Annotated in this window: 17 protein-coding genes; 8 read left to right on the forward strand and 9 right to left on the reverse strand. The window is 66.7% G+C overall.

Annotated features, from left to right (window positions below; genetic code table 11):
• Nucleotides 1-684: transposase (locus ACQR1F_RS10965; protein WP_434913012.1), on the forward strand; the 684-nt coding region annotated here is incomplete at its 5' end.
• A 302-nt stretch (nt 685-986) separates the two neighbouring features.
• Here the strand turns inward: ACQR1F_RS10965 and ACQR1F_RS10970 are convergent.
• The 3 genes from ACQR1F_RS10970 to ACQR1F_RS10980 form a co-directional block, all read right to left on the reverse strand.
• Entirely contained in the window at nt 987-1,889 is a 903-nt protein-coding gene (locus ACQR1F_RS10970; RefSeq protein WP_315802829.1) for a 4-(cytidine 5'-diphospho)-2-C-methyl-D-erythritol kinase, read from the reverse strand.
• A 167-nt stretch (nt 1,890-2,056) separates the two neighbouring features.
• A complete protein-coding gene (locus ACQR1F_RS10975; RefSeq protein WP_315802828.1) occupies nt 2,057-3,853 on the reverse strand; it encodes a tetratricopeptide repeat protein in 1,797 nt (598 codons plus the stop codon).
• Between the two features lie 241 nt (nt 3,854-4,094).
• Entirely contained in the window at nt 4,095-5,753 is a 1,659-nt protein-coding gene (locus tag ACQR1F_RS10980) for an electron transfer flavoprotein-ubiquinone oxidoreductase (RefSeq protein ID WP_315802827.1), read from the reverse strand.
• A 304-nt stretch (nt 5,754-6,057) separates the two neighbouring features.
• On the opposite strand from ACQR1F_RS10980, the gene ACQR1F_RS10985 reads away from it, so the two are divergent.
• A complete protein-coding gene (locus tag ACQR1F_RS10985; RefSeq protein WP_434913013.1) occupies nt 6,058-6,876 on the forward strand; it encodes a uracil-DNA glycosylase in 819 nt (272 codons plus the stop codon).
• 147 nt (nt 6,877-7,023) lie between these two features.
• Here the strand turns inward: ACQR1F_RS10985 and ACQR1F_RS10990 are convergent, their stop codons facing one another.
• From ACQR1F_RS10990 to ACQR1F_RS11005, 4 genes are all read right to left on the reverse strand, one after another.
• The gene (locus ACQR1F_RS10990) at nt 7,024-8,532 is read right to left on the reverse strand and encodes a glycosyltransferase family 39 protein (RefSeq protein WP_434913014.1); all 1,509 of its coding nucleotides are present in this window, start codon (nt 8,530-8,532) and stop codon (nt 7,024-7,026) included.
• A gap of 208 nt (nt 8,533-8,740) precedes the next feature.
• Complete coding sequence (locus ACQR1F_RS10995; protein ID WP_315802825.1) at nt 8,741-9,595, reverse strand: ribonuclease HII; 855 nt, start codon at nt 9,593-9,595, stop codon at nt 8,741-8,743.
• Nucleotides 9,596-9,671: 76 nt separating this feature from the next.
• Nucleotides 9,672-10,121 carry a VOC family protein gene (locus tag ACQR1F_RS11000; protein WP_315802824.1) on the reverse strand — a complete coding sequence of 150 codons (450 nt, stop codon included), beginning with the start codon at nt 10,119-10,121 and terminating at the stop codon, nt 9,672-9,674.
• Between the two features lie 19 nt (nt 10,122-10,140).
• Nucleotides 10,141-11,319 (reverse strand): PA0069 family radical SAM protein, encoded by a 1,179-nt coding sequence (locus tag ACQR1F_RS11005; RefSeq protein ID WP_315802880.1) that lies wholly within the window; start codon nt 11,317-11,319, stop codon nt 10,141-10,143.
• Between the two features lie 188 nt (nt 11,320-11,507).
• On the opposite strand from ACQR1F_RS11005, the gene ACQR1F_RS11010 reads away from it, so the two are divergent.
• The 6 genes from ACQR1F_RS11010 to ACQR1F_RS11035 all read left to right on the forward strand — a co-directional run bounded on the left by ACQR1F_RS11010 (nt 11,508) and on the right by ACQR1F_RS11035 (nt 19,813).
• Nucleotides 11,508-13,925: a phosphoketolase family protein gene (locus tag ACQR1F_RS11010; RefSeq protein WP_434913015.1), complete on the forward strand. Its 2,418-nt coding sequence runs from the start codon at nt 11,508-11,510 to the stop codon at nt 13,923-13,925.
• Nucleotides 13,926-14,031: 106 nt separating this feature from the next.
• Complete coding sequence (locus tag ACQR1F_RS11015; protein WP_434913146.1) at nt 14,032-15,957, forward strand: hypothetical protein; 1,926 nt, start codon at nt 14,032-14,034, stop codon at nt 15,955-15,957.
• An 8-nt stretch (nt 15,958-15,965) separates the two neighbouring features.
• A complete protein-coding gene (locus ACQR1F_RS11020; protein WP_434913016.1) occupies nt 15,966-17,570 on the forward strand; it encodes a PEP/pyruvate-binding domain-containing protein in 1,605 nt (534 codons plus the stop codon).
• A 128-nt stretch (nt 17,571-17,698) separates the two neighbouring features.
• On the forward strand, nt 17,699-18,271 hold the full coding sequence (locus ACQR1F_RS11025; protein WP_434913017.1) for a glycosyl transferase: 573 nt from the start codon (nt 17,699-17,701) through the stop codon (nt 18,269-18,271).
• A gap of 65 nt (nt 18,272-18,336) precedes the next feature.
• Nucleotides 18,337-19,266, forward strand: a complete 930-nt coding sequence (locus tag ACQR1F_RS11030) for a bifunctional helix-turn-helix transcriptional regulator/GNAT family N-acetyltransferase (RefSeq protein WP_316217310.1) — start codon at nt 18,337-18,339, stop codon at nt 19,264-19,266.
• Between the two features lie 133 nt (nt 19,267-19,399).
• Nucleotides 19,400-19,813 carry a hypothetical protein gene (locus ACQR1F_RS11035; protein ID WP_316178186.1) on the forward strand — a complete coding sequence of 138 codons (414 nt, stop codon included), beginning with the start codon at nt 19,400-19,402 and terminating at the stop codon, nt 19,811-19,813.
• A gap of 40 nt (nt 19,814-19,853) precedes the next feature.
• Here the strand turns inward: ACQR1F_RS11035 and moaB are convergent, their stop codons facing one another.
• Together moaB and ypfJ are read right to left on the reverse strand one after the other, a co-directional pair.
• Nucleotides 19,854-20,414: a molybdenum cofactor biosynthesis protein B gene (gene moaB, locus ACQR1F_RS11040; RefSeq protein ID WP_315802818.1), complete on the reverse strand. Its 561-nt coding sequence runs from the start codon at nt 20,412-20,414 to the stop codon at nt 19,854-19,856.
• 11 nt (nt 20,415-20,425) lie between these two features.
• Complete coding sequence (gene ypfJ, locus ACQR1F_RS11045) at nt 20,426-21,346, reverse strand: KPN_02809 family neutral zinc metallopeptidase (protein WP_315802817.1); 921 nt, start codon at nt 21,344-21,346, stop codon at nt 20,426-20,428.
• Nucleotides 21,347-21,608 lie beyond the last annotated feature (262 nt).

Here is a 21,608-nt window from a genome sequence, read left to right on the forward strand (position 1 = left end):
TTCGATCTGGCGAGCGAACGCTTTACCGCCTTCGAACTGACGGATGAGAGCGAGGGCGAGGTCATCGATCGCGCCGGTGTCGTGCCGGGCGAAATTCGCGTCGGCGATCGTGCCTATCTGCAGCCCGATCGGGTCGCCAAGGTGCTTGCTGAAAGCGCTGATATCGTAGTGCGCGCCAAATGGAATGGCGCTCGTTGGCTCGACGCCGACGCGAACCGTCTCGATCTCATTGCTCTGCTAAAAAAGTCGCGTGGCAAGGGACTGGTTGATCGGCCCGTCTGGATCAAGGCTTCGGCGAAAGAGCCTATCGCATTACGTCTGGTGGCGATCCGAAAGCCGAAGCAGGCGCGCGATGCCACGATCGAAAAGATCACGCGCCGGGCACGAGACATGGGCCGCAAGCTGCAGCCCGAGACGTTGGTCGCGGCCGAATGGGTCATCATCATCACCTCGCTCGATCGCGATGAATATCCACTTCCAGCAATCAGCAGCCTCTATCGATTGCGGTGGCGCATCGAGATCGCCTTCAAGCATCTCAAGAGCAGTATCGGCCTCGCGCGACCACCGGGCGAGGATCCCAGGAGCGCGAGAGCGCACATCCTCTGTCATCTTCTGCTGGCGCTGCTGACCGAGCCGCTCATCGCGGAACATCTCGGTGACTCTCCCCGCGGGGAGGCCGCGTGAAGAACGGCGTCTGGCGCCTATTGCGCTTGATCGTCGAGGCCCTCGTCGACGCCGTCATCCCCAAACCCGACGTGCAAACGTTGCAGGCCGCTGCGCGGAACATTCAACGCCATCTCCGAGAGCCGCCAAGAAAACGAGAATACCAAGCGTTAATTTGGTAAGTTAGCGCCAATGAAGCATACCCCTCACCCAACCGATCTTGTCGCTCCGTCCTAAATGCCCTCTCCCACCCTGGCGAAGCTTCGCTTCGCCTTGGGGGCGAGGGCGCTGTATTGGGCAGTCGTTTCGCAGATGCTGATGAGTTAGCTCAGCGTTCCCGCATGCACCCACCATTCGGGATGCGCGGCGGCGATCGCGGCGCCGGCGGCCTTCGCGTCGGCCTTGCTGCCATAGATCGCAAAGCACGTCGCGCCGGAGCCCGACATCCGCGCCAGCAGCACGCCCGCGCTCGTGCGTAGCGCCTCGAGCACGGTGCCGATGATCGGCTGCACCTTCAGCGCCGGCGGCTCGAGGTCGTTGCGCACCTGATCGAGTGCATCGACCCAGCCGCCGACCGAGGCTCCAGCCTTCGGCCAGGACGGCGCGGTGAGAACATCCGTCACCCCGATCAGCAGATCGCCCGGCTTGAGACCAAGCGCCTGGAACACGTCCTTGGTCGCCACCGGCACGCGCGGATTGATCATCACGCAGGGCAGGACGGGAAGCGCGAGCGGCTGCAGGTTCTCGCCGACGCCCGTCATGGTGCAGGCGCGCGAGGGCACGCAAACCGGCACGTCGGCGCCGGTCTTCAAGGCCACCGCCGCGAGGCGCGGGTCGTCCAGGGACAGGCCATTCAGTTTCGCCAGCAACCGCAGCGCCGCCGCCGCATCGGCGGAGCCGCCCCCAATGCCCGCCGCGACCGGCAGCACCTTCTCAAGGGTGAAGGCGCCGAGCTTCAGGCCGGGAACGGCCTCCGCCAGCAGCCGCGCCGCCTTCAGCACCAGATTGTCCGTGGTCTCGCCGCAGGCGTCCGCCAGAGGACCGGTCGTCGTCAGCGTCAGCTCCGGGCCCGGCACCAGCGTCAGCTGGTCCGCGCAGTCGGCAAAAGCAACGACGCTTTCGAGATCATGATAGCCGTCGACCCTGCGGCCGACGACCCGCAGGGTCAGATTGACCTTGGCGCGCCCCTGCTCCTGCAGCGCGCCGGTGACCGTGGACGCCAACATCAGCGCAATGCCCCCAGCATGTTCGGTGGTGGAGGTCGGTTGCCAACGCGCTGCGGCTCAGGCCGAAACGGACGTGGCCGACAACCGCCACCCCTTCATCAAAATCATCCGGGCTCCCCGGCAAGCCGAGGAGCCCGTGATGGCTCTCATATCGCGATCAGGACGAACTAGCCGCCCTTGCCATCGTCCTTCTTGGCGTCGGACGGCGTGTCCTTGGTGTCGTTGCTGGCCGCAGCGGGCGCCGGATCATCGGGCAGGCCATTCTGGATCTTGGCCTCGATCTTCGGCAGCTCCTCGGCCTCCGGCTTCAGGTCGCGGGCATGGGCCCACTGGAACTTGGCTTCCAGCTTGCGGCCGACGCGCCAATAGGCGTCGCCGAGATGGTCGTTGATGGTCGGATCCTCGGGCTTGAGGTCGATCGCGCGCTCGAGGTTCTTGACCGCCTCCTCGTAATTGCCGATGCGGTAGTAGGCCCAGCCGAGCGAGTCGACGATGTAGCCGTCGTCGGGCCGCTGCTCGACGGCGCGCTTGATCATCTTCATGCCTTCGTCGAGATTGATGCCCTGGTCGATCCAGGAATAGCCGAGATAGTTCAGCACGTGCGGCTGGTCGGGCTGCAGCTCGAGCGCCTTGCGCATGTCGGCCTCGGCCTTCGGCCACTGCTTGGAGCGCTCCAGGCAGATGCCGCGATAGTAGTAATAGACGCTGTTGGCCTTGTCGTTGTTGGCGGGCAGCGAATCGACGCCGAGCGAATAGGTCTTGGCGCAATCGGCGAACTTCTTGCGGCCGCGCTCGATGTTGCCGAGCGCCATGATCGCCTCGAGATCCTTCGGATCCTGGGCAATCACGTCCTTGAGGATCTTGATCGCCTCGTCGCTGCGGTCGGCGCTGTCGAGATCGGTGGCGAGCTGGATCTGGGCGTTGCGCTTCAGCGGCGAGCTCGCCGGCACCCGCTCATAGACCTTGATCGCCATCTGCGGCTTCTTCACCGTCTCGTAGAGATCGGCGAGCGACAGCAGCGCCAGCGGATGATTCGGCTGCAGGTGCAGCGCGAGCTGCAGATAGACCAGCGCCAGATCCTCGCCGCCGCGGCGGCTCAAGGTGGCGCCGATGCCGTACAGCGCCTCGGCGGCGCCGGCCTGCGGCGAGTCGACCAGCGGCGGCAGCTTCTTGCCGGCCTTGGTCTCGCGCAGACCCTCCTGCACCAGCGGATGGCGCGCGAGCTTCTTGTCGAAGGCTTCATAGATCGCGGTCGCCGCCGCCGCATCCTTGTTGCGCGACAGCCAATGCGCATAGGCCTCGGTGATGCGCAGCATCGAATCGTCGAGCTTGTATGCGCGCTCGAACCGGGTGCCGGCGTCCTTCTCCTTGCCGGCCAGCTCCAGGATCATGCCGGCATGAAGGTCCTTGAACAGCGGATACCATTCGGGACCGGTCAGCTTGTCGATATTGGCGACGGCGGTCTTCGAATCGCCCGCGCCCGCCGCGGCCCACGCCGACAGCAAGGTGGCGACGAGATCGGTGATCGGCCCGCGCACCGACTGGTTGATGTTGGTCTGGGCAGCCGCGTATTTCTTCTGCTTGATGTCCTGCACGCCGACCACGAGCCGCGCGATGCGGTTCGACTTGTCGATCGTGAGCACGCGCTCGGCGAGCTTCACGGCCTCGTCGATGTCGCCATCGGCGACCGAGGAGATGAAGGCGCGGTCGAGCAGCTCGTTGTTCTTCGGGTCGCTGCGTAGCGCCGAGCGGTAGAACGCCGCCGCCGAGGCTGCGTCGCGCTCGACGCTGGCGTGGCGGGCCGCCAGATAGCTGCCCGATGTGGTGAGCGACTTCAGATCGACGCTGGTTGGAAATTTTGCGGCGTTATCCGCAGGATGATCCGGCGTCTGGGCCAGGACGGCACCGGGGAGCAGCAAGGCAGAAACGGCAATTGCGGTCCAGCGATTGCGAATTGACAACATCACGGTGCGCTCTGGTTGTTGGAAATGACGGATCGGTACGGACACGAACCCGATCGGCAGCTCTTCAAGGCGCCGACAATGCCGCGTTTGGCGGCCAACCGCAAGGATTTGCAGGATATTCGGGTCAGCCGGGAGCCCCTTTGGCGAAGGTGACCTGCGTCAAACCGCGCCAGTATGGCCGTATCGTGGCCGGCTGCCCTCCCCGGGGCAGCCGACTCACGCAATCGTGCGCATGCGGAGGCTACATCGCCTCGTAGTTCGGCCCGCCGCCGCCTTCCGGAGGAACCCAGGTGATGTTGCCGTTGGGATCCTTGACGTCGCAGGTCTTGCAGTGGACGCAGTTCTGCGCGTTGATCACGAAGCGCGGGCTCGTGCCCTCCTCGACCCATTCGTACACGCCCGCCGGGCAATAGCGGTTGGACGGCCCGGCATAGACGTCGTGCTCGGAGCTCTTCTGCAGCGCCATGTCGGCGACCTTCAGATGCACCGGCTGGTCTTCCTCGTGATTGGTGTTCGACAGGAACACCGAGGACAGCCGGTCGAAGGTCAGCTTGCCGTCCGGCTTCATCGCAGGCTTCGGCTGATGCGCCTTGGCGGGATCGAGCGTGGCGCGATCGGGCTTGGCGTGCGACTGGGTGCCGAACAGCGAGAAGCCGAGCGTGTTGCACCACATGTCGAAGCCGCCGAGGACGACGCCGAGCACGGTGCCGAACTTCGACCACAGCGGCTTGACGTTGCGGACCTTGAACAGGTCCTCGCCCACCGGCGAGCCGCGCCAGGCGTTCTCGTAACTCACCAGCTCGTCATTGGCGCGGCCGGATGCGAGCGCGGCATTGACGTGCTCGGCCGCGAGCATCGCGCTGCCCATCGCATTGTGCACGCCCTTGATGCGCGGCACGTTGACGAAGCCCGCCGCGCAGCCGATCAGCGCGCCGCCGGCGAACGACAGCCGCGGCACCGACTGATAGCCGCCCTCGGTGATCGCGCGCGCCCCGTAGGCAAGCCGCTTGCCGCCCTCGAACACGCCGCGGATCGAGGGATGGGTCTTGAAGCGCTGGAATTCCTCGAACGGCGACAGATAGGGATCGTCGTAGTTCAGGTGGACGACGAAGCCGACCGCGACGAGGTTGTCGTCATAGTGATACAGGAACGAGCCGCCGCCGGTCTTCATGTCGAGCGGCCAGCCGAACGAATGCTGGATCAGGCCCTTCTGATGCTTGGCCGGATCGATCTGCCAGACTTCCTTGAGACCGATGCCGAATTTCGCCGGCTCGCTCTTGGCGTCCAGCGCGAACTTGGCGATCAGCTGCTTGGACAGGCTGCCGCGCGCGCCCTCGGCGAACAGCGTGTACTTGCCGAGCAGCTCCATCCCGCGGGTGAACGAGGCTTTCGGCTTGCCGTCCTTGCCGATGCCCATGTCGCCGGTGGCGATGCCGCGCACCGCGCCCTGCTCGTCATACAGCACCTCGGTGGCCGCGAAGCCCGGATAGATCTCGACGCCGAGCGCCTCGGCCTTGCGCGACAGCCAGCGACAGACATTGCCGAGCGAGCCGACGTAGCAATGATGGTTGTCCATCAAGGGCGGCATCGCGAAGCCCGGCAGCGGGATCGCGCTGCTTTCGGTCATCCAGAAGAACTTGTCGACCTTGACCTGGGTCTTCAGCGGGCAATCATCGTCCGAGCGCCAATCGGGAATGAGCTTGTCGAGCGCAGCCGGATCGATCACCGCACCGGACAGGATGTGCGCGCCGACCTCGGAGCCCTTCTCGACCACGACGATGTTGAGGTCGGCATTGAGCTGCTTCAGCCGGATCGCGGCAGTCAGGCCCGACGGGCCGGCGCCGACGATGACAACGTCGAACTCCATGGATTCGCGCGGAGGTAACTCTTCGGTGCTCATGTCTCTCAATCTCAGGCCCGGCCGGTGCAGTGGATCTGGCCTTTGCATCCCCCTGGCGCGTGCAAAGGTCAAACCCGGAGCTGCAACAGCAACAATGACTTAACTAGGGTTCCTGGAGGCGCCGGCGGTTCGCTGATGGGCAGGTCCCGAGGGGAGCGAAGGCTGGCGCCGGAACACTAGGGCGTTCCGTCCCTTTTTTGGGTTATTCCAAGCTCTTGTTTCCGATTTTTCGAGGCAGGACAACCACCGAAATGCATTCCGCCATGCGCCGAGGCGGCGTACACTGTGGCGACGATCGATCATGATGACCCCCGAGCCCCTCCCCGACGTCCGCCAATTGCTCGCCTTCTATCTGGAGGCGGGAGTCGATTGCGCGCTCGCCGACGAGCCGATCAACAGGCTGGTGGAGCCTGAGGCCGCGGCTGCTGCCGCTCCTGCCGCCCGTCAGGCGGCGGCGCCGCAGGCCGGCCGGCTGGCGGCGCCGGCGATCATTCCGCCGCGCGGCGAACCGCCGCCTCCGCCGGAAGCGGCCGTCGCCTCGGCCCGCGAGGCGGCGCGGACAGCGCCGACCCTGGAGGCGCTGCGCGCGCTGCTGGAGAGTTTCGACGGCTGCGCGCTGAAGCAGACGGCGTCGCGGCTGGTGTTCGCCGACGGCAATCCGCAGGCGCGCATCATGCTGGTCGGCGAGGCGCCCGGCCGCGACGAGGACATCGAGGGCCTGCCATTCGTCGGCCGCTCCGGCAAGCTGCTCGACCGCATGATCGCCGCCATCGGGCTCGACCGCAGCAAGGTCTACATCGCCAACGTCATTCCCTGGCGCCCGCCCGGCAACCGTACGCCGACGCCGCAGGAGACGCAGATCTGCCTGCCGTTCATCCGCCGTCAGATCGAGCTGGTCGATCCGGACGTGCTGGTGACGCTCGGCAACCCGTCGACCCAGGCGCTGCTCGGCACCACCGAGGGCATCATGCGCACGCGCGGCAAATGGCGCGACTACGACACCGGCAAGCGCACCATCCGCGCGATCGCGACCTTCCATCCGGCCTATCTGTTGCGCTCGCCGTCCTACAAGCGGCTGTCCTGGCAGGACCTGCGCGCGATCGCGACGGTGCTGGCGGTCTGAGCGCCAGTCTCCCCCGTCATTGCGAGCGAAGCGCCTTGTCCGCCGAAGCCTTCTTGGGCGTAGGCAGACGCAATCCAGAGTCCCGCCCACGACTCTGGATTGCTTCGTCGCTGCGCTCCTCGCAATGACGGAGAGCGCGGCGAAGCGCTACGGCCCTTTCGGTCGCACGATCGCCCAGCCGATGCGCAGCACCGGCTGGCGGCCGTTGATCAGCCAGTCGAAGCTGCGCGGCACCTCCGGCACCAGCCCGGGAAAGCGCTGGGCGATCTCCGGCGGGGGGGTGCCGACCGTGTCGGAGGCGCGCCACACCACGACGCCGCCGCTCTCGGCGAATTTGGCCGGCGTGACCCAGGGTGTCCGCTGCGGGGTGGCATCGAGGAACAGATGCGCGCGGCGGCGGCCGAGCGCGACCAGGCTGGCGAGTTGCGGATCGCCGGCGACCGCCTGCAGCCGCTGGTTGGTACGGCGCTCGAAACTCTCGACGAAGAAACGGGAGATGTCGCGGGCCGGCATCGCCGTCGCGACCTCGCGGTCGCCGAGCAACGGCAGCACCACAGCGCTGCCCGCCGCGAGGATGGCGGGCGCGGCGACCGCAACCGCCCAGACCAGGCGCAGCAGCCGCTGCCGCCGCAGATAGATCAGATCGCCCGACGCGACCACCATGGCAAGGCCGACCATGGTCAGGGTCACGGCAGTGCCGCCGTACACGGTCGGGAGGCCGAACAGAGCGGAGATCAGACTGCCCGCCAGCGCTGGTGCAATCGCGAAGCAATAGACGAAGTCGCGCGCGAGCGGCGGCACCGAGCGGCGATAGATGATCGGCGCATCGGTCTCGCCGCGATCGATCCAGCCGGCGTCGAGCAGCACCAGCAGCAGCACGGCCGAGATCGCCAGCAGCAGTCCCCCCGCCAGCGCGAGCCAATGCCAGGCGCGCACCGAAAGCTCGGCGAGAACGGGCAGCGCCGGTAGGCCGACGCTGTCGGAACGCAGCACGAAAATGAGATAAGGCAGTGCCAGCGCCACCACCACAAGCAGCGCGAACAGCGGATCGAACGAGCGCAGCACGCGGCGGCCCTGCGCGGTCGAGACCACGAAGCCCGCGATCAGCAGCAGCAGGCCGACGGCGGCCGGCGTGGTCAGCAGCAGCAGGCCAGCTTCGATCGACCAGGCAAACCAGGCGTTGCGCCGGCCCTCGCCGAGAATCCGCCAGCTATGGAGCAGCAGCAGCGCCCAGAGCGGACGCGCCAGCACCTCCGGACCGAATTCCAGCGTGGGCGCACCGAACGCGGTGATGGTCATGGTCAGCAGCACGGCGAGCACCGCCTGCTGGCCGCCGACGATCGCCGCCGCGAGGAGATACATCACCCACAGGCTGAGCGCCGAGCACAGCACGGCCAGCACGTAGACGCCGAGCAGATGATCGCCGGCGAGGCGATAGGCGATGTCCGACAGCCAGAACGACAGTGGCGGGCCGAGATCGGTGCCGACCTGGTACTCGCGTCCGAACGCGATGGTGGTGGCAAGCTGGCCGGGCGGGCTGCGATAGAACAGCACGGCCACGCCGAGCCACATCAGGGCCTGGCACAGCACCACGATGACGACGACCAGCCGCGGCCTTGCGCGGATCAGTTCGACAACCAGTGACGTGAAACGCATGAACGGCTGGATCGCTTAGCTGGATCGCTGAGGACGTCGAAGAGGCCGGCAGAACCGTCCCTCATCCGCAGCAGCCTCGCTGTCCGACGCCCGCAATCGATACCGCATGATCGAGGCGCACAAGACCGCCCCCGCTGCGAGGAGTGACAATTCGTGCCGGTTCGCTATCTCAAGCTTTAAGACCGCGGCGCGATCGAGGCAACCAGCATCAGGCCCCGAGCGAGATTTCGGTGGACGTGACCACCGTCACCTCTGCGAAAAGGTCGGGCTCCGGCACCTCGGTCCAGGGCTGATGCTTGCGCCGGGCGGCGACGACCGGCGCAAACAGGCTGCGATGATGTACCGAGGGGCCGAGCCGGTCCAATGCGGCGAGGTGTTCGGGCACAGCATAGCCCTTGTGCTGCTCGAATCCGTAACCAGGGCAGTCCTGCGCCAGTGCGCACATCAGCCGGTCGCGCGTGACCTTGGCGACGATCGAGGCGGCCGCGATCGACATCACCAGACCATCGCCGCCGATCACCGCCTCGCACGCGCAATCGACGTCGATGCGGTCGCGACCGTCGACGAACACGTGCTTCGGCGCCTCGGGCAGCGCCCTCACGGCGCGAGACAGCGCCCACAGCGAGGCACGCAGGATGTTGTCGCGGTCGATTCGGGCCGGCGAGGCGACGGCCACCGCAAACGCAGACGTCTTGCAGATCTTGTCGAACAGCGCCTCGCGCTGCTCCGCGCTCAGCCGCTTGGAATCATCGAGCCCCTTCGGAATGCGCGCGGGATCGAGAATCACGGCAGCAGCGACCACCGGACCAGCCAGCGGCCCCCGTCCCGCCTCGTCGCAGCCCGCGACCGGCCAGATCCCCTGCTTCAGCAGCGCACGCTCCCGCCGGAAGCTCGGCGGCGCCACCGCGATGACGCCCTTGCCGAGCTTGGCGGCGGTCTTGCCCTTGGCGCTCTGCGGCGCAGGCTTGGTCCCGGCCTTTGCAGCGGCGCTCTTCGCCACGGCACCGCTGGCGGCCTTCGCCCTGCCCGGTTTCTTTGACTGATCGCGAATCATGGCCGGCATGGTGCGGAACGGCCCGCGGCGGTGCAACCCGAACGGACCTCAATTCCCCGCTATTCGCACCCTCTCCAGCAACCGGCTACGCCGGCAGATGCACCCGATCATCGTCGCCGACATCGATTCCCGGCGCCACCACCACTTCCCAGACATGACCGTCCGGATCGGCAAAATAGCCGCTGTAACCGCCATAGTCGGTCCGTTGCGCGAGCTTCAGCAGCAGCGCGCCCTTCTCCACTGCCGACGCGAGCGCCGCATCGACCTCGGCGTCCGAACGGCAGTTCCATGCCAGCGTCACGCCGCGGAATGCCTGCGGCCGCGGCGTGTCCGGCACACCCGCGTCGTGGGCGAGCGCGCTCCACGGGTACAGCGCCAGCACCGTCCCGCCAGTGTCGAAGAATGCCACTTCCTCGCCGGTCGCGCGGAATTTTCTGACGAAGCCGAGCGATGCATAGAAGGCGATGCTCCGCCGCATCTCGGATACACCGAGTGTGATGACGGTGAACCGCGGGATAACCGCACCTGCACTCATCGCGCCACCTCCACACATGTCAGAACAGGCTGAGCTGCTGCCCGCCGCCCTTCGGCCGGACGAAATGATCGGTCGTCAGCTTGGTCCGGCGCTTGTTCAGCCCCAGCTTTTCGCAGGCGATCTCGAAGCGGCGGCCGATCATCCAGGCCATCGGGCCTGTCCCCTTCATCCGCGTGCCCCATTGCGAGTCGTAATCGCGGCCGCCGCGCATGTCGCGGATCAGGGTGAAGACGTGGCGGTAGCGGTCGGGATAATGCTCGAGCAGCCATTCGCGGAACAGGTCGCGCACCTCCAGCGGCAGCCGCAGCAGCACATAGGAGGCTTCCTTGACCCCGGCATGGGCGGCGGCATCGAGGATGCGCTCGATCTCGCTGTCATTGAGCGCCGGGATCACCGGCGCCACCATCACCGTCGTCGGGATGCCAGCCTTCGAGAGCGCCTGCAGCGCCTCCAGCCGCTTCGATGGCGTCGACGCCCGCGGCTCCATGGTGCGCGCCAGCTTCGGATCCAGCGTGGTCACTGATATCGCGACCTTCGCCAGGTTCTTCTTGGCCATCCGCGCCAGGATGTCGGCATCACGCATCACCAGCGCCGACTTCGTGACGATCCCGACGGGATGGCCAACCTTTTCCAGCACCTCGAGGATGCCGCGCATGATCTTCCGCTCGCGCTCGATCGGCTGGTAGGGATCGGTGTTGGTCCCGATCGCGATCATCCGCGGCTCGTAGCCGCTGGCCGCGAGCTCCTTCTCCAGGAGAGCGGGCGCATCCGGCTTCACGAACAGCTTGGATTCGAAGTCGAGGCCAGGCGACAGCCCGAGAAACGCATGGGTCGGCCGCGCGAAGCAGTAGACACAGCCGTGCTCGCAGCCGCGATACGGATTGATCGAGCGATCGAAACCGATGTCCGGCGAGTCGTTGCGGGTGATGACCTTGCGCGAGGTATCGGTCGCGACCGTGGTCTTGAACGGCGGCAGATCTTCGAGGCTCTGCCAGCCGTCGTCGAAGACAACGCGCGCCTCCGCCTCGTAGCGGCCGCTCGCATTGGATTGTGCACCCCGGCCGCGGCGCCGGCCCCGTTCGATGGCGACCGCGAGTTCGGGGAAGTCCTTGTCAGGACCGAAAGAAGGCGCGCCCGCCGGCTCGGAGGGCACCGGGACCGGCGGGCGCTTGAGGGCATGTGAAGATGCTCGGCTCATGGCCAAGACATAGCACACAAAGCGAACATTACAAGAACAAAGGAGAACATTTGCGCAGTGGTTCTGAGCCGGCGCAAGGCCAACCATCACATTCCCGTTCTATCCTCGCAGCGCACTGGAACGGGACGGTGCGGCGTTACTCTAATGCACTCTCCCGCGGGCGCGAAGCGGACGGCAAGCGAGGTTACATGAATATCACGTCTTCCCACCAGACCATCCCGGCCGATGATCTCGACCTGCTCGACCGCTACTGGCGTGCGGCCAATTATCTCTCGGTCGGGCAGATCTATCTGCTCGACAACCCGCTGCTGCGCGAGCCGCTGAAAGCGGAGCACGTCAAGCCGCGCCTGCTCGGCCACTGGGGGACGACGCCCGGACTGAATTTCATCTACGCCCATCTCAATCGCGCCATCCAGGCCCAGGATCTCAGCGTCATCTATATCTGCGGTCCCGGCCATGGCGGTCCGGGCATGGTCGCAAACACCTATCTCGAAGGCACATACAGCGAGATCTATCCGGATATCACGGGCGATGCCGATGGCCTGCGCAAGCTGTTCCGGCAGTTCTCCTTCCCTGGCGGCATTCCGAGCCATGCGGCGCCGGAAACGCCGGGCTCGATCCATGAAGGCGGCGAGCTCGGCTACGCGCTGGTGCACGCCTATGGCGCGGCGTTCGATAATCCCGATCTGATCGTGGCCTGCGTGGTCGGTGACGGCGAGGCCGAGACCGGCCCGCTCGCCGCGTCCTGGCATTCGAACAAGTTCCTGAACCCGGCCCATGACGGCGCGGTGCTGCCGATCCTGCATCTCAACGGCTACAAGATCGCCAATCCCACCGTGCTCGGCCGCATGGGCGACGCCGAGCTCAAATGCCTGTTCGAAGGTTACGGTTATGAGCCGCTGTTCGTCGAAGGCGCCGAGCCCAAGGCGATGCATCGGCAGATGGCGGACGCGCTCGATGTCGCGCTCGCAAGCATCCGCTCGATCCAGCAGAATGCGCGTCAGCCGGATGCAACGATCCAACGGCCGCGCTGGCCGATGATCGTGCTGCGCAGCCCGAAGGGCTGGACGGGCCCGAAGGAGGTCGACGGCCTCAAGGTCGAAGGTTTCTGGCGTGCCCACCAGGTGCCGATCGCCAATCCGCGCGGCAAGCCGGAGCATCTCGCGCTGCTCGAAGCCTGGCTGAAGAGCTACGAGCCGGACACATTGTTCGACGCGCAGGGCCGGCTGATGCCGGAGCTGCAGGCGCTGGCGCCGAAGGGCGCGCGGCGCATGGGCGCCAACCCGCACGCCAATGGCGGCCTGCTCAAGCGTGAGCTCAAGCTCCCAAACTACCAGCATTTTGCGGTCGACGTGTCCTCTCCGGGCCAGACCATCGCTGAAGCCACGCGCGAACTCGGCAAGTTCCTGCGCGACGTGATCACGCTGAATGCAGAGACACGCAACTTCCGCATCATGGGCCCGGACGAAACCGCCTCGAACCGGCTCGATGCCGTGTTCGAGGTCACCGAGCGGGTGTGGATGGAGGGCATCGAGCCCTACGACGTCCACCTCGCCCATGACGGCCGCGTCATGGAGGTGCTGAGCGAGCACCTCTGCCAGGGCTGGCTGGAAGGCTATCTGCTCACCGGCCGCCACGGCCTGTTCTCCTGCTACGAGGCGTTCATCCACATCGTCGATTCGATGTTCAACCAGCACGCCAAATGGCTGAAAGTGTCACGCGAGCTGCCGTGGCGGCGCCCGGTCGCGTCGCTGAACTATCTCCTGACCTCGCATGTCTGGCGGCAGGACCATAACGGCTTCAGCCACCAGGATCCGGGCTTCGTCGACCTCGTCGCCAACAAGAAGGCGGACATCGTCCGCATCTACTTCCCGCCGGACGCCAACACGCTGCTGTGGATCGCCGACCACTGCCTGCGCACCTATGACCGCATCAACGTCATCGTCGCCGGCAAGCAGCCTGCGCCGCAATGGCTGTCGATGCAGGATGCGGCCATCCATTGCGACGCCGGCATCGGCATCTGGTCGTGGGCCGGCACCGAGCCCGCCGACGAGGAGCCCGACGTGGTGATGGCCTGCGCCGGAGACGTCCCGACTTTGGAAACGCTCGCTGCCGTCGACCTGCTGCGCAAGGAATTGCCCGACCTCAAGATCCGCGTCGTCAACGTCGTCGACCTCATGACCCTGCAACCGAAGCAGGACCATCCGCACGGCCTCAGCGACCGCGACTTCGACAGCCTGTTCACGACCGACAAGCCGGTGATCTTCGCCTATCACGGCTATCCGTATCTAATCCATCGTCTCACCTACAGCCGCACCAACCATGCCGGCATGCACGTGCGCGGCTTCATCGAGGAAGGCACCACGACGACGCCGTTCGACATGGTCGTGCTCAACGAGCTCGACCGTTTCCACCTCGCCATCGAGGCGATCGAGCGCGTGCCCGGCCTCAGCGTGTCGGCGGCCCATGTGAAGCAGAAATTCCGCGACGCACTGATCGAGCATGCCCGCTACATCCGGGCGCATGGCGAGGACATGCCCGAGATCCGCGACTGGGTCTGGCCGAACAGCACCGGCGGCACCATGCCGACACAGGCAGGCGACTGACGTCGCCCGCACACCTTATATGACGGTTCGATGAATGATCCAACGCAAGGACTTGCGTGCGGTGCTGAGGCACGGTGACGGCATCGGAAACCTGATCGATGCCGTCATGAAATCCCAGATCATCAAGGAGCTCGGCGAAGCCGACATCCTGCTGCCGTCACTGATTGCCGACGGTCTCGCTGCCAACGACCGTGTCAAGGTGCGCATGAGCGCGCTGCAGGCCGCCGCCCAGCACGCTCAGGCGCCGGAACAGCGGCCGACCGATCTCTCGACCGAGTGCCGCGCCGCGCGCATCGCACCGGCTGATCTCGCGAGCCTGATCGGCGGCGCGCATCGCACCGCGACCGGACGCCTTGCCGCTCCCGGTCTCGCCGCGCTGATCGGTGATATCGAAAACGATACGCGCGCGATGATCCGCGCGGTCAACGCCGGACGAAGCTCCGAGGGCCAGTCTGCCGAACGCCGGCTCGGCACGATGCAACGCGCGGGCCTGCTGACGATAGGCGACGAAATCGATTTCACGCGCGTCGCGCGTCTGACTGGCGCCCAGGAAGAAGCGGACAGCCTGCACCGGCTGGTGATGGATCTCCACAAGGCGCTCAACCGCATCGCGGCCGACTGCGCCGAGGACACGCTCGACGGAGCTCATGTGTACGGGCTCGCCGCTGACGACAAGCCCGCTGTCGTCGCCTTCATGCGTGGGCTCAACGCGACGCGCGCACTCAAGTTCGACCATCCCGGCCTGGACACGATGGCGACCCGCGCCGGCGAACGCCTCCTAATCCAGAACGACATCGGCACCACCGATGCGCATGTCATGGTGATCGCGGTCCAAGGTCTGACGGTCACGGTCACCTACACCGACGTTCACCTCGCCCGCGCGAAGTTCTTCGTTCGCCTGTTCGATGGTTTCGCGGCGACCTGGAGCGGTCTCGACCGTCACACCGGGACGAACCTCGCGGACGAGAACGCGTTCTACCTGGTGACCGGCCAATTCCAGGGCAACACCGCGCAAGCGCGCGACGATTTCCTCACGGCACTCGGCGCCGCGCTGGTGTTCCTGATCGACTGGAACAAGGCCCGGAAACTGCTGCGGACCTGGCTGTCCAAGGATGATGCGATCAGACTTCTCGACTGGGCGGCGCGCAACCGGATCGGCCACCGCGCCTTCCTCGAGCTCGGCGGCAACGAACTGTTGGGTGCGGCCGTCCGGAACGCGGCGCCCCATCGTATCGGCTTCGGCGAACGTCTGGATCGCGCCCTGGGCCGCACCGCTGCAGTCGAATTTCTCAAGGCCGCGTTGCGTGCTGCGACCGAGGGCCTGCAGGCCGGCCGCTCGGTGCGGCTGGTCCGCGACCAGATCGAAGCCGATCTGGTGCGGCATCTCGATCGTGCCGACGGTGCGCTGCTCGCGATCGTGATGCGCCAGCTCGGCCTGGCCCACGACCTCGCCGCCGCGCTGAACCGCGATCTCAGTGCGCTGCAGTCCGGTGTTTCCGGCGACCGCAAGCTGCTGGCCGCACGCGCCAGCAGGATCGAACAGAAGGCCGACCGGATCGCGATCGAAGCCCGCGAGGAGATCACGCGGCTCAATGCCGAGCCGCTGATCGCGCAACTGGTCGACCGGGTCGAAGAGACGGTCGACGAGCTCGAACAGGCGGCGTTCATCGCCTCGCTCGCGCCGGCTGCGATGCCGCCGACGCTGTCGGCAGCCTTGGCCGAACTCTGCAAGGTCGCCATTGGCGGAATCGAGACGGCCGCGAGCGGCCTCGCCGCCGCTGCCGAGGTGCCCGAAGGACGGCGGGCGGATTCCGATGATGCGCTCGCCGCCGTGCTGCGCCTCATGGACAGCGAACACGCGGCCGATGCGCAGGAACGCGCGATCACCGCCCTCGTGTTCACAGCGGGCTTCGACGTCGCGACATCGCTGTCCGGGCTGGAGCTGGCGCGCGCCATCGAGCGTGCGACCGACCGCCTGGCGAGCTTCGGACATCTGCTGCGCCAGTACATCATGATCGATCTCGCGGGTTAGGAACTGCCATGTCCATCATTTGCATTTTCGGCACGAACACCGAGCCATGCTCGGCCGAGACCGTCGGCGCCAAGGCCGCCAATCTGGCGCGCATGGCGACGCTCGGACTGCCCGTGCCGCCGGCCTTCGTGCTTCCCGTCGAGCTCTGCGCCGACATCATTGCGAACCAGGCCGATGCCGAACGGCGCCTGCGCGACGGCCTGCGGGCGGGCATCCGGTTTCTCGAACAGACGACCGGCCGGGTCTTCGGCGACCATCGCCGGCCCTTGCTTGTATCCGTCCGCTCCGGCGCTGCGCGATCCATGCCGGGCATGCTCGACACCGTGCTCAATGTCGGCTGCACCTCGGCTGCCATGCGCGGCCTGATCCGCAGCACCGGACGGCCGCGCCTCGCCTTCGACTGTCGCCGGCGCTTCATCGAGAGCTTCTCCGAGACCGTGCTCGGCTTCGATGCCGGGACGCTCGCGGCGCGGCGCGACGAGCTGGTTGCGCACGAAGGTGTTGCCAACGACCGGGATCTGGACAGCGAAGCCGTTGCGCGGCTCGCGGCCGACGAACAGGCTCTGGTCGAGACCGGCAGCGATGGCTGGCTGGAGGATGCCGCAGCGCAGCTCATGGCCGCGGCGCGTGCCGTCTATGGTTCGTGGAGCAGCGAGCGTGCGCAGACCTATCGCAAGCTGCAGAACCTGGAGGACCTGCGCGGCACAGCCGTGACCGTGCAGACGATGGTGTTCGGCAATGGCGGTCTCGGCTCGGGCGCGGGTGTCGCGTTCTCGCGCGATCCCTCCACCGGGGCGCGGCAGCCCATGATCGACCTCGTGCTCGATGCGCAGGGCGAGGACGTCGTCTCCGGCCGTCGCATGCCCGACAGCGAGGATGCGATCACGCGCGCACTTCCCGCTCTGCGGGATGAGCTCGGTGCGGTGCTGCGGCAGCTCGAACAGGCATTCGGCGACGTGCAGGACGTCGAGTTCACCGTTGAAGATGGCCATTTGTGGATTCTCCAGACCCGGGCCGCCAAGCGCACGCCGCGCGCCGCGTTGAGGTTTGCGGTGGATTTGGTTCGCGAGCGGGTCATCGCGCCTCATGAGGCCCTGGAGCGGCTGGCCGACATCGATCTGGAGCGGCTGGTCGAGACGTCGCTGGTCGCGGCCGGCGCCCCGGTCGCAACAGGCATCGGTGCCTCCGGCGGCATCGCCACAGGGCGCGCCGCCTTCGACGCGGACGGCGCCAAGCGGCTGGCCGCCAGCGGCGAGCCGGTCATCCTAATGCGCCCGGATACCTCGACCGCTGATGTCGCGGGCTTCGCTGTCGCGGCCGGCATCGTGACGTCGGTCGGCGCACGCACCGCCCACGCCGCTCTGGTCGCGCGCCAACTCGGGCGGCCCTGCATCGTCGGCTGTCGTGCGCTCGAGGTGCGTGTCGAAGCCGGCTGCGCGACACTCGCCGGAACGCCGGTCGGAAGCGGCGACTGGGTGACCATCGACGGCGATCGAGGCTGCCTCTATCTCGGACGGCTGGAGATCGTGGCGACTCGACCCGACGCCGAGCTGGCCGAGGTCGCGGCCTGGCGCAGCGGTGCGACCCAGTCCGACAAACGGCTGTCCGCCTGACCCTCCCTTTTCCTCCCCGTGCCGCCAAACCGGCATGCTGCAAAATTCCGCAGCGCAGCGGGCTGATTTGGCTATGACAAGATGATAACAATCATGCCGGAGGCGCGACAGATAACGATGCCAGGTTCATGCTGAGCGTGATCATCCCGACCGAAGGTGTCGAGCAGACCGCCGTGGCCACCCTGTCGGCGCTGGTGCCCGGCGCTGCGGCCGGTGTCGTCACCGAGGTGCTGCTGGTCGATCGCTCGCCCGATTCCAGCGTGATCGAACGTGTCGCCGACGTTGCCGGCTGCCACTTCATGAAGTTCGAGGGCTCCCAGGCCGCTGCCCTCGCGGCAGGGGCGGCGAAAGCGCGTGCGCCCTGGCTGATGTTTCTGCCGGCCGGCGCGATGCTCGATCCCGGCTGGACCGACGAAACCATGCAGTTCGTCCAGAGCGTCGCCGCCGCTGGCCGGCCGCGCGCCGGCGTCTTCCGCTATGCCCGGTCTCCCTATGCCGCCATCAGCCTGCGCGACCGGCTGCGCGCGGTTGCGCGGGTCCTGGTCGGACCGCTCGGCGATCAGGGCCTGCTGATCGCCAGGGATCACTACCGGCAGCTCGGTGGATACAAGCCCGACCACAAGCGCGCCGAGACGCGGCTGCTGCGTCAGCTCGGCCGGTCCTCGCGGACGATGCTGCGCAGCCGGATCGTGATGGTGTAGCGGCACGACCATACTTGCCAAAGTCAACCAATTGGTTGACAATGGCAAATATTGGAGGTGCCCCCATGAATTCCACCCCAGCCGACGGCCAGGTCGCCGCCATCCGCGCGTTCAACCGCTTCTACACCAGGAAGCTCGGCGCACTGGACCAGCATCTGCTCGACAGTCCGTTTTCGCTGGCCGAGGCGCGTGTGCTCTATGAGCTCGCACAGTACGAGGCCATCTCGGCCAAGGAGATCGGTCTCTCGCTCGGCCTCGATGCCGGCTATCTCAGCCGCATCGTCCAAAGCTTCGACGAGCAGGGGCTGATCACCCGCACGCCTTTGCCAACCGACCGCAGGCAGCAGCAGCTCGGCCTGACCGCGAAGGGACGGCAGGCCTATGCCAAGCTCGACCGCAGCTCGCAGAAGGAGATCGCGGCCATGCTGGCGCCGCTGGCGCCCTCCGTGCGCGACCGGCTGGTCGGTGCAATGACGACGATCGCGACCGCCCTGGAGCCGCAGCAGCCGGGCCGCTCCCCGGTCCTGCTGCGCAGCCATCGTCCGGGCGACATCGGCTGGGTGGTTTCACGGCATGGCGCCGTCTACGCCGAGGAATATGGCTGGGACGTCTCGTTCGAGGCGCTGGTCGCCGAGATCGGCGCACAGTTCATCAGGAGCTACGATCCGGCGCGCGAGCACTGCTGGATCGCCGAGCTCGCGGGCGAGCCGGTCGGCTCGATCTTCCTGGTCAAGGGCAGCGGTGAGGTCGCCAAGCTGCGGCTGCTGCTGGTCGAGAAGAAGGCACGCGGGCTCGGCGTCGGCCGGGCTCTGACCGAACAATGCATCCGCTTCGCGCGCGAGAAGAACTACAGGACGATCGAGCTGTGGACGCAGAGCATTCTCACCGCCGCACGCGACATCTATGCCCGCGCCGGGTTTCGCAAGATCGCCGAGGAGCCGCACGCCATGTTCGGCGTCCCGCTGACCGGCGAGACATGGCGGCTGGAGCTGTAGCCGCGCGGCTAGCACAACAACCGCCGGTAGGCCGAGATCACCTCCACAACAGGCTGCGCATGCCGATTGCGAAGTTCCGGCGCGCCGGTAGTATCGCGCCAAACCGGGGCGGGTATCGGCAGTGATGCAATCGATGGTGCGTTCGAAGCTTGCGGCGCTTGTCGCGCTGGCAGGCTTGTTTGGGGTCGAGGCCGGGACGGCGGCTCACGCCGCACCCAAAGGGCGCGCAACGGTCGCGATTACGCGCACGACGGACTTCCTCTATCTGGCGGCGCCCGCGGCGATCGAGATCAATGGCGCCAAGGTGGCGAGCCTTGGCCGCGGCGAGAGCTATAGCGGCCCGATTGCGCCCGGCGCCACCACGATCACCGTATCGACATGGTCCTCGCCGGGCTCGTCGAACATTCGTTTCACCGCCGTGCCCGGCAAGACCTACCGGATGGTCGTGGGGCCGCGCGGCCAGAATTTCGCGGCCAGCATGATGGGCGGCCTCATCGGCGCGGCGATCGAAGGCGGCGGCGCTTTCGATATCGTACCAACGAAGTGAGACGCGCGATCAACGCGCGATACGGCATCGCGCCGTGGCCCTACGCCGTCGCGCCCTGCGCCTTGGGCCGGCGCAGATGCTCGTCGAGCCGCGGCATGATCTCGACGAAGTTGCAGGGTCGCGTGCGATAGTCGAGCTGGGCGGCGAGGATGCCGTCCCAGCCGTCACGGCAGGCGCCCGGTGATCCCGGCAGGCAGAAGATGTAGGTCGCCCCGGCGACGCCGGCCGTGGCCCGGCTCTGGATCGTCGACGTCCCGATCTTGGCGTGGCTCAGCATGTGGAAGGCGATCGAGAAGCCGTCCATGCGCTTCTCGAACAGGGGCTCGATCGCTTCCGGCGTGACGTCACGGCCGGTGAAGCCGGTGCCGCCGGTGGTGATGACGACGTCGACGCCGGGGTCGGCGATCCACGACTTCACCACCGCGCGAATCTTCTCGACATCGTCGGTGACGATCTCGCGCGCCGCGAGCTTGTGGCCGGCGGCGGTCAGGCGGTCGCTCAAGGTGGTGCCCGACTTGTCGTCGGCGAGCGAACGCGTGTCCGACACCGTCAGCACGGCGATGTTGAGGGGAATGAAGCTCTTGCTCTCGTCGATCGCCATGAGCGCGTCTCCTACAGCGAACCGGCGCTGAACGTATTGCAGGCCTGCACCGTGCCCTGCTGATAGCCGACCATGAACCAGCGCTTGCGCTGCGCGGCAGAGCCATGGGTGAACGAATCCGGCACCACGCGTCCGGTCGCCTTCCGCTGCAGGGTGTCGTCGCCGATCGCCGAGGCCGTCGTCAGCGCGGCGTCGATGTCGCCATCCTCGAGGAAGCCCGGACGCTTCTTGGCCTCACGATTGACCCACACCCCGGACAGGCAATCGGCCTGCAGCTCGACCTTGACCTGCAGCGCGTTGGCTTCGGCCTTGTTGTCCGACTGCTGCTGCATCCGCGTGACGCGCGGCAGGATGCCGAGCAGGTTCTGGACGTGGTGTCCCGCCTCGTGGGCAATGATGTAGGCCGCGGTGAACTTGCAGGCGCTGCCCGAGCAGCCCCGGAAGCGCGTCTCGACCTCGCGGAAGAAGTTGGTGTCGAGGAAGATCTGCCGGTCCGGCGGACAGTAGAACGGCCCCATCGCCGACTGCGCCATGCCGCAGCGGCCGCCATTGGTGCTGTTGCGAAACAGCACGATCTTGGGCCCGGTATAATTCTGGCCGCTGGCCTGGAAGATCTCGCTCCAGCGGTCGTCGATCTCGCCGAGCACACCGGAGATCATGTCACCCATCTCGTCCTTCGGCGCGCCGGTCTTGCCGGGCGACCGCCGGTCGGCCTGCTCCATCGGCGCGCCGCCACGGGTGATCATCTCGGCGCCGCCGATCAGGATGCGCGGGTCGATGCCGAAGGCGTAGCCGATCAGGCCGAGCACGATGATGGTGCCAATGCCGAGCCCGCCGCCGCCGATCGGCAGACCCATACCGCCGCCCATCCCGCCGCCTTCGTCGCGACGGTCGTCGATGTCGTCGCTGCGACGGAAATCATCGTAACGCATGGCGGCCTTTCCTCACTGTCCTTGCGCGGCTCTGCGCGAAATGCCTAACGCGGCAAACAGGTAAAATTTCCACTGTGTTAATCAATAACCCGGCCGGCAAATTTTGCCTAGCGCGAGCCGAAAAATCCGGCATGTGCAACCTCCCCTCGCCGGGCGGCGGCGTGCGCGCGAAGCGAAAAAGCCCATCGCAATCGCCACGTTGCGCAGAGATCATCGCGCATCGACGAACGGCTCATCATCGTCGGTGCGCGTGATGAACGCG

The sequence above is a fragment of the Bradyrhizobium sp. HKCCYLS3013 genome, assembly GCF_051167615.1.
Classification (GTDB): domain Bacteria; phylum Pseudomonadota; class Alphaproteobacteria; order Rhizobiales; family Xanthobacteraceae; genus Bradyrhizobium.